The following is a 12,142-nucleotide window of genomic DNA, read 5'->3' as shown; positions in this document are numbered from 1 at the left end:
GCGCAGATTGGCGACGCAAGTCAGTCCAGATCGAGCCGGTCCAGCCACGCCGCGCCCACCGCAGTCCGCGACAGCAGCTGGCAGCGACGCCCGGCGCCGTCCACCGCCAGCCGTATCTCGAGGTCCACCGGCGGCAGCGCCCCTTCGCCCCGCGCTGGCCACTCCACCAGCCACAGCCGCGCCTCGACCGGATCCAGGCCGAGGAACTCCAGCTCGCCGGGGTCGCCGATGCGGTACAGATCCAGGTGCAGCGCGGTGCCGCCGGCCGGCAGCAGGTACTGCTCGACCAGGGTGTAGGTGGGGCTGCGGATGGTGCCGGTGACGCCCAGCGCACGCAGCAGCGCCCGCGCCAGCGAGGACTTGCCGGCGCCCAGGTCGCCGTGGAGGTGGACCACGGCCCGCGCGGGCAACGCCTGCGCCAGCCGGGCGCCGAGGGCGTCGGTGGCCGCGGCGTCGGGAAGGAAGAGCTCGGACATCTGCCTATCGTCGCATCGGATTGGCCAGCCGGCGCAGCCACGGCAGCAGGTCGGAGGGCAGCAGCCCGCGCTCGCCGTCCTCGCGTGCGGCCGCATCGCCGGCTGCCGCATGCAGCAGGGTGCCGGCCACCGCCGCATCGCCAGCCGCCATTCCCTGCCCGCGCAGGGCGGCCACCACCCCGGTCAGCAGATCGCCCATGCCGCCGGTGGCCATGCCTGGATTGCCGGCGCAGATCACCGCAGGCGGCGCCTGGAAGCGTTGCACCAGGGTGCCGGCACCCTTGAGCACGACCGCGCAGCCCAGCCGGGCCTGCAGCGCTGCCGCGGCGGCGAAGCGGTCGCGCTGGACCTCGGCGGCGGTAGTGCCCAGCAGCCGGGCCGCCTCGCCGGAATGCGGCGTGACCACGTCAACAGGCCGCAGCTTCGCGCCCGCTGCCGCCAGCAGCGACAGCGCCTCGGCATCGAACACGCGCGGCTTGTCACAGGCCAACACGCGCTCGAACAATGCCCGCCCCCACGCGCCCTGCCCCAGCCCGGGGCCGATGGCCACGACATCGGCGCGCGCCAGCAGGGCATCCAGCTGGGCGACCTCCTCGACCGCGTGGGCCATCGCTTCCGGGCAGCGCGCCAGCAGCGCCGGCACGTGCTGCGTGCGGGTGGCCACACTGACCAGGCCGGCGCCACTGCGCAATGCGGCCTGGGCCGCCAGCAGGATCGCGCCGCCGCTGCCGGCCTCGCCGCCGATGCACAGCACGTGGCCGTTGCGGCCCTTGTGGGTATCCCGCGGTCGCAGCGGGAAAAAGCCCGCCAGCGCATCGGTGCGGTAGCCCAGCGCAGCGGGGGCGAGGCCCTCGAACACATCCGCCGGCAGGTCCAGCGTCGCCAGTTCCAGTTCGCCGCAGTGGTCCAGCGCCACGCCGGTGCGCAGGCCGCGGTGGCGGGCGAGGAACTGCAGCGTGCAGTCGGCCTGGACCGCCGCGCCCGGTGCGCTGCCGGTCGCCGCGTCGATGCCACTGGGCACATCCAGCGCCAGCACCGGCGCGCAGTGCGCGTTGACGGCCTCGATCAGCGTCGCCGTCGCCGCGTCCGGCGCGCGCGACAGGCCGATGCCGAACAGCGCGTCTACGATCAGATCGGCCTCACCCAGTGCATCCGCGATTGCGCCGCCTGCCGCCCGATACTCAGCACAGGCGCGCTGCGCGAGCGGGCTGGCCGGTTCGGCGACACGCAGCACGTGCACCTCGCGCCCGGCCTCGCGGGCATGGCGCGCCAGCACGTAGCCGTCGCCGCCGTTGTTGCCCGGCCCACAGGCCACTAGGATCCGCTGTGCCTGCGGCCAGTGCTTCAGCACGCAGCGCCAGGCCGCCTGGCCGGCGCGCGCCATCAGCGCGAAGGCGTCGCCGTCCAGACGCGCGGTGCCGCGCGCCTCGAGTGCGCGCAGGGCGTCGGGGGCGAACAGCGGCAACGGTGCGGGCATGCGGCGCTCCGGTGGGCAAGGGACGGGGCATCGTACCCCCGCGCCTATACTGCGCGCCGATGGACACGCCCCCCCCCGCCGCCCTGGCCGATCGCATCCGCACACTGGCGCGGGCCGCCGGCTTCCAGCGGGTGGGGATTTCCGGCATCGAGTTGGGCGATGACGAGGCCCACCTGCGCGACTGGCTGGCGCAGGGGCTGTACGGCTCGATGGACTGGATGGCCCGCCACGGCACCCTGCGGGCGCGGCCGGCCGAGCTGGTGCCGGGCACGATCCGGGTGATTTCGGTGGGGCTGGACTACGGCCAGGACCAGGACGCGGCCTGGCAGACCTTGAACGACGGCGAGCGCGCCTACGTGGCCCGCTACGCCCTTGGGCGCGATTACCACAAGCTGCTGCGCAACCGGCTGCAGAAACTGGCAGAACAGGTGCAGGCGGAAATCGGCCCGTTCGGCTACCGCGCCTTCACCGACTCGGCACCGGTGCTGGAGCGCGCGCTGGCGCGCAATGCCGGGCTGGGTTGGATCGGCAAGCACACCTGCCTCATCGACCGCGACGGCGGCAGCTGGTTCTTCCTCGGCGAGCTGTTCGTGGACATTCCGCTGCCCATCGACCCGCCTGCCAGTGCCCACTGCGGCACCTGCACGCGCTGCATCGACATCTGCCCGACGCGCGCCATCACCGCCCCGTACCGGCTGGACGCACGCCGCTGCATTTCCTACCTGACCATCGAGCATGATGGCAGCATCGACGAGGCACTCCGCCCGCTGATCGGCAACCGCATCTTCGGCTGCGACGACTGCCAGCTGGTCTGCCCGTGGAACAAATTCGCCCGCCGCACCGACGAGCCCGACTTCCGCGCCCGCAACGGGCTGGACCGGGCCACGCTGGCGGAGCTGTTCGCCTGGGACGAAGACGAGTTCCTGCGCCGCACCGAGGGCAGCGCAATCCGCCGCAGCGGGCACGAGCGCTGGCTGCGCAACATCGCCGTCGCGCTGGGCAACGCACCGACCACGCCCGAGGTCCTGGCCGCGCTGGCCAGCCGCCGCGACCACCCCTCGCCGATGGTGCGCGAACACGTGGCGTGGGCGCTGGCGCGGCACGGGGCACGGCAGTCCCCGTAAAATGCGGGGATGACCGACGACCTGCCCCGCCCCAGTTTCCACGGCTTCGAACAGATCCCCCTGCGGGAATACGCCGAGCGCGCCTATCTCGATTACTCGATGTACGTGGTGCTCGACCGCGCCCTGCCCTTCCTTGGCGACGGGCTGAAGCCGGTCCAGCGCCGCATCATCTACGCCATGAGCGAGCTGGGCCTGGCCGCCTCGGCCAAGCCCAAGAAATCCGCGCGCACCGTGGGCGACGTGATCGGCAAGTTCCACCCGCATGGCGACTCGGCCTGCTACGAGGCGCTGGTGCTGATGGCGCAGCCGTTCTCGTACCGCTACCCGCTGATCGAAGGCCAGGGCAACTTCGGCTCCAGCGACGACCCGAAGTCGTTCGCGGCGATGCGCTACACCGAGTCCAAGCTCTCGCCGATCGCCGAAGTGCTGCTGGGCGAGCTGGGCCAGGGCACCGCCGACTGGACGCCGAACTTCGACGGCACGCTGGAGGAACCCACCTGGCTGCCGGCGCGGCTGCCGCACCTGCTGCTGAACGGCACCACGGGGATCGCGGTCGGCATGGCCACCGACGTGCCGCCGCACAACCTCAACGAGATCGTCAGCGCCTGCGTGCGCCTGCTGGACGATCCCGACGCCAGCGTCCGCGACCTGTGCGAGCACGTGCGCGGCCCCGACTACCCCACTGCGGCGGAGATCATCACCCCGGCCGCCGATCTGCAGGCGCTATACGAGACCGGCAGCGGCTCGCTGCGCGCGCGCAGCGTGTATGTGCGCGAGCAGGGCAACATCGTCATCACCGAACTGCCCTACCAGGTCAGCCCCAGCAAGGTGATCGAGCAGATCGCCCAGCAGATGCGGGCCAAGAAGCTGCCGTGGCTGGAGGACATCCGCGACGAGTCCGACCACGCCAACCCCACCCGCATCGTGCTGGTGCCGCGCAGCAACCGCGTGGACGCCGAGCAATTGATGGGGCACCTGTTCGCCACCACCGACCTGGAAAAGAGCTACCGGGTCAACATGAACGTGATCGGGCTGGACGGGCGGCCGCAGGTGAAGAACCTGAAGATGCTGCTGACGGAGTGGCTGGCGTTCCGCCAGGACACCGTGACCCGCCGCCTCAAGCACCGCCTGGACAAGGTCGAGCGCCGTTTGCACCTGCTGGAAGGCCTGCTGGTGGCGTTCCTCAACCTCGACGAGGTGATCCGCATCATCCGCACCGAGGACGAGCCCAAGGCGGTGCTGATGGCGCGCTTCGGGCTGTCCGAAGACCAGGCCGACTACATCCTCGACACCAAACTCAAGCAGCTGGCGCGGCTGGAGGAAATGAAGATCCGCGGCGAGCAGGACGAGCTGGCCGCCGAGCGCGTCAAGCTGCAGGCCCTCCTTGAGAGCAAGGCCAAGCTGAAGAAGCTGATCAAGGACGAGCTGCTGGCCGATGCCAGGAAATTCGGCGACGCACGCCGCAGCCCGCTGGTGGCGCGCCAGGCCGCGCAGGCGCTGGATGAGACCGAGCTGGTGGCCAGCGAGCCGATGACCGTGGTGCTGAGCGAAAAGGGCTGGGTGCGCGCCGCCAAGGGCCACGATATCGATGCCGCCGCGCTGTCCTATCGCGAAGGCGATGGCCTGCTGGCGGCGGTGCGCACGCGCAGCAACCAGCAGGTGGCCTTCCTCGATTCCGCCGGGCGCAGCTACTCCACGGCGGTGCACACCCTGCCGTCGGCGCGCGGCAACGGCGAGCCGCTGACCGGCCGCTTCACCCCGGCACCGGGCGCGGTCTTCCAGGCGTTGGCCAGCGGCGGCAACGATGACCGCCTGGTCATCGCCTCCAGCCACGGCTACGGCTTCGTGACCCGCTTCGAGAACCTGACCAGCCGCAACAAGGCGGGCAAGGCGCTGCTGTCGCTGTCCGAGGGCGGGCAGGTGCTGCAGCCGGCGCCGGTGGCGGACCCCGCGACCGACCGCATCGTCGCGGTGACCAGCGCCGGCCACGTGCTGGCGTTCCCGGTGGCGGAGCTGCCCGAGCTGGACAAGGGCAAGGGTAACAAGCTGATCGAGATTCCAAAGGCCAAGCGCGGCACCGAGCAGGTGGTCGCGGTCGCCGTGGTGCCGCCCACCGGCAAGCTGCAGGTGAAGTCCGGCGCACGCACGATGACGCTCTCGTTCAAGGAGCTGGACACCTACCTCGGCGCGCGCGGCGCGCGCGGCGGGCTGCTGCCGCGCGGCTGGCAGAAGGTGGACGGGCTGGTGGTGGAACCGTGATTCATCGCTCGACGACGCCTACCGCCGGGCGTTTCGCTCCGCGGCTGGAAATGCCGCTGCGCGAATCACTCGACGGTCTCGCCGTCGATGGGAGTGCATCGTGAACCCTGAGTTCTGGCAACAGCGCTGGGCCGAACAGCAGATCGGCTTCCACCAGGCCACACCGACGCCGCTGCTGCTCAAGCACTGGCCGGCGCTGCGTGTGCCTGCGGGCGCCACCGTGTTCGTGCCGCTGGCCGGCAAGTCGCTGGACATGGCGTGGCTGGCCGGCCAGGGCTACCGCGTGTTGGGCGTGGAGCTGTCGCAGATCGCGGTGGACGCCTTCTTCGCCGAGCACGGGCTGGTGCCCGAGATCGAGGACACCCGCTACGGCCGGCACCACCGCGCCGGCGGCATCGAGCTGATCCGTGGGGATGCCTTCGGGCTGGATGCCGACCTGCTGGCGCCGTGCGCGGCGGTGTTCGACCGCGCCGCGCTGATTGCGCTGCCGCCGGACCTGCGCCGCCGCTACGCGGGCGAGCTGTACGCGCACCTGCCAGCCGGCTGCCGCGGCCTGCTGGTGACGCTGGAGTATCCCCAGGCCGAGCGCGACGGCCCGCCGTTCTCGGTGCCGGAGGCGGAGGTCCACGCTCTGTACGGGGCCGGCTGGACGATCGACCTGCTGGAGCGCCGCCCCATCCCGCCCGGCCATCCGGGCCACCTCGCCAGCGTGTCGCGGCTGGATACGGCGGTGTTCGCCCTCCAGCGCCACTGAACGGCGTGGCGACGGGTTGACCAGGATCAAGTCGCCACCGCCCGTCTCTGCCTAAGCTGCGCCCATGCACTCCCAGACCATCGCCTTCGATGCCGGCCTGCTGCGCCGCTACGACCGGCCCGGCCCCCGGTACACCTCGTACCCGACCGCGCCGCAGTTCACCGCGGACTTCGGCGAGGCCCAGCTGCGCGAGGTCGTGCAGGCCAGCAACGACGAGCCGATCCCGCGCCGGCTGTCGCTGTACGTGCACGTGCCGTTCTGCTTCAGTCCCTGCTTCTACTGCGGCTGCAACCGCATCATCACCCGCGACCTGGCGCGCGGCGATGCGTATCTGGCGCGACTGCACCGCGAGATCGCGCTGGTCGCGCCGCTGTTCGACCGCGACCGCGAGGTGATCCAGCTGCACTTCGGTGGCGGCACCCCGAATTTCCTCTCGCCCGCACAGCTGGGCGACGTGGTGGACGCGCTGCGCCGGCAGTTCCATTTCGCCGACAGTGGCGACCGCGACATCTCCATCGAGATCGACCCGCGCTTCTGCCAGCCCGACTGGCTGCCGGCGCTGGCGAAGATCGGCTTCAACCGCATCAGCCTGGGCGTGCAGGATTTCGACCCCAAGGTGCAGGAAGCGGTCAACCGCGTGCAGAGCATCGAGGAGACCCGCGCGGTGGTGGAGGCCAGCCGCAACGCCGGCCTGCGTTCGGTCAACATCGACCTGATCTACGGCCTGCCCGGGCAGAACCTGGAAGGCTTCGGCAAGACGCTCGACATCGTCACCGAGATCCGCCCGGATCGCATCGCGGTGTACAGCTACGCGCACATGCCGCACCTGTTCAAGCCGCAGAAGCAGATCGACGAAACCCTGCTGCTGGACGGCGAGGCCAAGCTGGCGCTGCTGCAGCTGGCGGTGGAGAAGCTGACCGCGGCGGGCTACATCTACATCGGCATGGACCATTTCGCCCTGCCCGACGACGACCTGGCCCGCGCCCAGCAGCGCGGCGGCCTGCACCGCAATTTCATGGGCTATACCACCCATGCCGACAGCGACCTGGTGGGCCTGGGCGTGTCGTCGATCAGCCACATCGGCAACAGCTACAGCCAGAACCCGCGCGACCTGCCCTCGTGGGAGGCCGCGATCGATGCCGGCCGCCTGCCGGTCTTCCGCGGCATGCGCATGAGCGAGGATGACGAACTGCGCGCCGATCTGATCCAGTCGCTGATGTGCCAGGGCGAAATCCCGGTGGCGGCGCTGGAACGCCGCTACGGCATCGACTTCCAGGCCTACTTCGCCGACGCGCTGGAGCGCCTCCGGCCGCTGGCGGAGGACGGGCTGGTGCGGATGCTGCCGGGCCGCATCGAAGCCACCTCGCAAGGCCGCCTGCTATTGCGTAACATCGCGATGTGCTTCGACCGCTACCTCGCCCCGCCCGATCCCGACGCCCGGCCGCGCTTCTCGCGCGCGATCTGAGCCGTCGCAGCGCCGTGCGCGTCCTGCGGGCAACAAATCCGCACGTATCCCTCTAGTGTCCGCGATGACCTCGATACCGTTTCCGCGGCTGACACCCGAAATCCTGGCCGACGACGGCAACGAGCTGCGCTTCTGCAGCACCTGCGCGTTCTCGCACGCCTGCCTGTCGCAGGGCATGGACAAGAGCGCGCTGATGGACCTGCACGTGCTGGTGGAGCACGTCGGCCCGTTCCACGCCGGTGACATCCTGTTCCGCGAGGGCGATCCGTTCGAGGCGATCGCCGCGGTGCGCGCCGGCTGCGTGAAGACCTGCGTCACCGACCGCGACGGCCACGAGCACGTGCTGGGCTTCCACTTCCCGGGCGAGGTGATCGGCCTCAACGCCATCGACGGCCACCGCTATCCGTGCGACGCCGTCGCGCTGGACACGGTGATGCTGTGCCGGTTCTCGTTCCCCAAGATCTCCGTGCTGGCCACACGCGTGCCGGGCATCCAGCGCGAGCTGTTCCGCCTGCTCAGCCGCGACATCGGCCGCGCCGCCCTGCTGGCCGGCGACTGGAGCGCCGACCAGCGCGTCGCCGCATTCCTGGTCGGCATGTCGCGCCGGCTGTCCGCGCGCGGGTTCTCCGCGACCCGCTTCCAGCTGACCATGGCGCGCACCGACATCGCCAACTACCTGCGGCTGGCTCCGGAAACAGTCAGCCGCGTGCTGCGCCGCATGCAGGACGACGGCGTGCTGGCCGTGGACCGCCGCGAGATCGAGCTGCTTGATCCCGCGCGGCTGGAAGCCTTGGCTGCGCCAATCCTGCGCGAGTAGCGGCAGCGCCGGCGCGCATCCCGAACCGCTCCGTCGGCACCATCCTCGATCCAGTTGACGCAAGTCATGGAGCGGCACGCACCGACGGCCGACGATGCCGGCGAGTTCAATCCGTGCGTTCAATTCGGGAGAGACGCAATGTCCATCACCAAACGGCTATGGCTGGGCCTCGGTGCCCTGCTGGCCATCAGTTTCGCCGTCATGTTGTGGCTGGGCGTGGAGCTCGTCCACACCGCCCCCCCAATCCCGCAGCGCGTGGTCGCCGCCAACGGCCAGGTGCTTTACACCAAAGCCGATATCGAGCGCGGCCGCCAGGTCTGGCAGAGCATCGGTGGCCAGCAGCTGGGCTCGATCTGGGGCCACGGCGCGCTGGTCGCACCCGACTGGTCGGCCGACTGGCTGCACCGCGAAACCGAAGCCATGCTGGAGCTGCAGGCACGCGCCGACACCGGCCAGTCCTACGCCAGCATGGACGCGGGCGAGAAGGCGAAGGTGCAGGCCAGCGTGAAGCCGCTGATGCGCGCCAACACCTATGACCCGGTGAAAGACGAACTGGTGGTGAGCCCCATGCGGGCGCAGGCCATCAGCATGGTCGCCGCCCACTACGAGAGCGTGTTCTCGAACGACCCGGCCACCCACGCGCTGCGCGAAGCCTATGCGATGCGCGAGGACACGGTGCCGGACGCCGACCACCGCCGCGCGATGACCGCGTTCTTCTTCTGGACCGCGTGGGCCGCGGGCACCGACCGCCCCGGCGAGTCCAGCCGCACCTACACCAACAACTGGCCGTACGAGCCGCTCATCGGCAACCAGCCGACTGCAGGCACCTTCATCTGGTCGGTGTTCTCGCTGCTGTTCCTGATCGGCGGCATCGGCCTGCTGGCCTGGCACTACGCGGCCTACCACGGCAAGGAGGCGTTGCCGACGCCGCCGGCACAGGACCCGTTGCGGGGCCTGACCATCACGCCGTCGATGAAGGCCACCGCCAAGTACTTCTGGGTGGTGGTGGCGCTGTTCCTGGTGCAGATCCTGCTGGGGGCCACCACCGCGCACTATCAGGTGGAAGGCCAGGAAGCCTACGGCTTCAAGATCGCGGAGATCCTGCCCTATTCGCTGACCCGCAGCTGGCACACGCAGCTGGCGGTGCTGTGGATCGCCACCGCATGGCTGGCCACCGGCCTGTACATCGGCCCGGCGATTTCCGGGCATGAGCCGAAATACCAGCGCGCCGGCGTCAACTTCCTGTTCGTCTGCCTGCTGGTCATCGTGGTGGGCGCTTTTGCCGGCCAGTGGTTCGCGGTGATGCAGAAGATGGGCCTGCAGTACAACTTCTGGTTCGGCCACCAGGGCTGGGAGTACGTGGATATCGGCCGCTTCTGGCAGGCGTTTTTGTTCATCGGTCTGCTGCTGTGGCTGATCCTGGTGGGCCGCGCGCTGTGGCCGGCACTGAAGCGCAAGGACGAAATGTCCTCCATCGTCGGCCTGCTGTTCCTGTCCACCATCGCCATCGGCCTGTTCTACGGCGCCGGCCTGATGTGGGGCGAGCACAGCCATATCTCGGTGGTCGAGTACTGGCGCTGGTGGGTTGTGCACCTGTGGGTGGAGGGTTTCTTCGAAGTGTTCGCCGTGGCGGTGATCAGCTTCCTGTTCGTGAAGCTGGGCCTGCTGCGCGGCAAGTCGGCCACCATCAACGTGCTGTTCGCCACCATCGTCTATCTGACCGGCGGCGTGCTGGGCATGTTCCACCACCTGTACTTCGCCGGCACCACCACCGCGGCGGTCGCGCTGGGCGCCTGCTTCTCGGCGCTGGAAGTGGTGCCGCTGGCGCTGATCGGCCTGGAGGCCCATGAAACCTGGAGCCACAGCCGCGCCACGCCATGGATGGAGCGTTACCGCTGGCCGATCATGTTCTTCCTGGCCGTGAGCTTCTGGAACCTGGTGGGCGCCGGCCTGTTCGGCTTCCTGATCAACACGCCGATCGCGCTGTACTACATGCAGGGGCTCAACCTGACTCCGCTGCATGGCCATACCGCGCTGTTCGGCGTGTACGGGATGCTTGGCATCGGCCTGATGCTGTTCTGCCTGCGCGGCTTGCGCCCGCAGGTGGAGTGGCCAACCGGACTGCTGCGCGGGGCATTCTGGAGCATGAACATCGGCCTGGGGCTGATGGCGCTGCTGACCCTGCTGCCGATGGGCGTGCTGCAGCTCAACGCGGCGCTGGAGCACGGCTACTGGTTCGCCCGCTCGGCCGAGTTCATGAACCGCCCGATCATCGACATGCTGGTGTGGATGCGCATGCCGGGCGACCTGGTGTTCTCCGCGGGTGCGCTGCTGCTGGCCCTGTTCGTGCTGCGTAACTGGTTGAAACCGAAGCTCGAAGCACGCTGATCCACAGCGAAAGCCGCAGTGTCACGGGGACGGCCCAACGCCGTCCCCGTTTTTTTGATGACTGCCCTTTCGCGACTGACTTGCATCAAGGCGGCCGCTGCCGGCAAGCGCGACACTCGCGGCCATGGACAGACACCTGCATTCCGGGCCCGGCACGGGCCTGTCACCCGCATTGCTGGCGGAAGCCCCGCACCGGCTGCTGTTTTTCGTAGGCGCGGTCAACGTGCTGCTGGCGATGAGCTGGTGGCTGCTGTGGCTGGTGGACGCACGTTGGGGCGCCATCGGCCTGCCCGCCGGGACGCCGTTCGGAGGCTGGATGCACGCCTTTGTCATGCAGTACCAGCTGCTGCCACCGTTCATGTTCGGCTTCCTGATGACCACCTTCCCACGCTGGACGGGCACGGCCGACCTGTCGCGCTGGCACTACGTGCCGGTGGGGCTGGGCCTGCTGGGCGGCCAGCTGGCGGTGGTGGGCGGCATGCTGCTGGGCCAGCCGGCCATGGTGCACATCGGCGTGGTGATGGCGCTGGTCGGCTGGGCGTATGGGCTGTCGCAGCTGCTGCGCGTGCTGCTGGCCGAGCGCCACGCCGGCAAGGGCCCGACCTGGCACGCCTGGTCGTGCTTCGCGGCGTTGGCGATCGGCCTGCTCGGCCTGGTGCTGATGGCCGCCTACCTGCACGGCGCGGGATCGTGGGCGGTGACGGTGTCGATCAAGCTGGGCACATTCGGCCTGCTGCTGCCGGTGTACGCCACGGTGGCGCACCGGATGTTTCCGTTCTTCGCCGGGAACGTGGTGCCGGGCTACCGCGCCTGGCGGCCGCTGGGCCTGCTGGTTGCGCTGTGGGCGCTGCTGCTGGCCCATCTGGCGCTGGAGCTGGCGCACGCGACTGCGTGGCTGTGGCCGATCGACACGGCGCTGGCACTCGGCGGCGCATGGACGCTGTGGCGCTGGTGGCCGCGCGGCAAGGCGCCCGGCATCCTGTGGGTGCTGTTCCTCGGGTTCGCGTGGCTGCCGGTCGCGTTCGCACTGTACGCCGCGCAGAGCGCGATCCTGGCCGCGGGCGGTGAGTTCATGCTCGGCCGCGGCCCGGCCCACGCGCTGTTCATCGGCTTCTTCGGCAGCCTGCTGGTGGCGATGGTGACGCGGGTGACGCAGGGCCACTCCGGGCGGCCGATGGCGATGCCGGCGGTCGGCTGGTTCGCGTTCGCCCTGCTGCAGCTGGTGGCGCTGACCCGGATCGCCGCCGAACTCGTGCCCGACGGTTATCTCTGGCAGGTCGTGGCCGCCGCGGGCTGGCTGCTGGCCTTCCTGCCATGGGTGCTGCGCTCGCTGTCGATCTACCTGCATCCGCGCGCCGACGGGCGGCCGGGCTGAGGATCTG

The 12,142-nt window shown here is 70.0% G+C and carries 9 protein-coding genes; 7 read left to right on the top strand and 2 right to left on the bottom strand.

Annotated elements, in window-relative coordinates; all coding sequences use genetic code 11:
• Positions 1–20: 20 nt before the first annotated feature.
• Both tsaE and ACK4SG_RS04115 read right to left on the bottom strand, forming a co-directional pair.
• Positions 21–476 carry a tRNA (adenosine(37)-N6)-threonylcarbamoyltransferase complex ATPase subunit type 1 TsaE gene (gene tsaE / locus ACK4SG_RS04120; RefSeq protein ID WP_409600016.1) on the bottom strand — a complete coding sequence of 152 codons (456 nt, stop codon included), beginning with the start codon at positions 474–476 and terminating at the stop codon, positions 21–23.
• 4 nt (positions 477–480) lie between these two features.
• On the bottom strand, positions 481–1,953 hold the full coding sequence (locus ACK4SG_RS04115; protein ID WP_409600014.1) for an NAD(P)H-hydrate dehydratase: 1,473 nt from the start codon (positions 1,951–1,953) through the stop codon (positions 481–483).
• Between the two features lie 59 nt (positions 1,954–2,012).
• Here ACK4SG_RS04115 and queG point away from each other — a divergent pair, with 59 nt between their 5' ends.
• The 7 genes from queG to ACK4SG_RS04080 all read left to right on the top strand — a co-directional run bounded on the left by queG (position 2,013) and on the right by ACK4SG_RS04080 (position 12,135).
• Complete coding sequence (gene queG / locus ACK4SG_RS04110) at positions 2,013–3,077, top strand: tRNA epoxyqueuosine(34) reductase QueG (protein ID WP_409600012.1); 1,065 nt, start codon at positions 2,013–2,015, stop codon at positions 3,075–3,077.
• Between the two features lie 9 nt (positions 3,078–3,086).
• Positions 3,087–5,336, top strand: coding sequence for a DNA topoisomerase IV subunit A (parC, locus tag ACK4SG_RS04105; RefSeq protein ID WP_409600010.1), 2,250 nt, complete (start codon positions 3,087–3,089; stop codon positions 5,334–5,336).
• Positions 5,337–5,436: 100 nt separating this feature from the next.
• The gene (locus ACK4SG_RS04100) at positions 5,437–6,090 is read left to right on the top strand and encodes a thiopurine S-methyltransferase (RefSeq protein WP_409600008.1); all 654 of its coding nucleotides are present in this window, start codon (positions 5,437–5,439) and stop codon (positions 6,088–6,090) included.
• 64 nt (positions 6,091–6,154) lie between these two features.
• Complete coding sequence (hemN, locus tag ACK4SG_RS04095; RefSeq protein WP_409600006.1) at positions 6,155–7,555, top strand: oxygen-independent coproporphyrinogen III oxidase; 1,401 nt, start codon at positions 6,155–6,157, stop codon at positions 7,553–7,555.
• 64 nt (positions 7,556–7,619) lie between these two features.
• Positions 7,620–8,372: a helix-turn-helix domain-containing protein gene (locus tag ACK4SG_RS04090; RefSeq protein WP_409600004.1), complete on the top strand. Its 753-nt coding sequence runs from the start codon at positions 7,620–7,622 to the stop codon at positions 8,370–8,372.
• 138 nt (positions 8,373–8,510) lie between these two features.
• Complete coding sequence (locus tag ACK4SG_RS04085) at positions 8,511–10,760, top strand: nitric-oxide reductase large subunit (protein WP_409600002.1); 2,250 nt, start codon at positions 8,511–8,513, stop codon at positions 10,758–10,760.
• Positions 10,761–10,884: 124 nt separating this feature from the next.
• Positions 10,885–12,135 (top strand): NnrS family protein, encoded by a 1,251-nt coding sequence (locus ACK4SG_RS04080; protein ID WP_409600000.1) that lies wholly within the window; start codon positions 10,885–10,887, stop codon positions 12,133–12,135.
• Positions 12,136–12,142 lie beyond the last annotated feature (7 nt).

It is taken from the genome of Thermomonas sp. (assembly GCF_046293095.1).
Classification (GTDB): domain Bacteria; phylum Pseudomonadota; class Gammaproteobacteria; order Xanthomonadales; family Xanthomonadaceae; genus Thermomonas.
The sequence above is the reverse complement of the archived record's forward strand: the minus strand, read 5'-3'. Positions and strand labels throughout refer to the sequence as shown.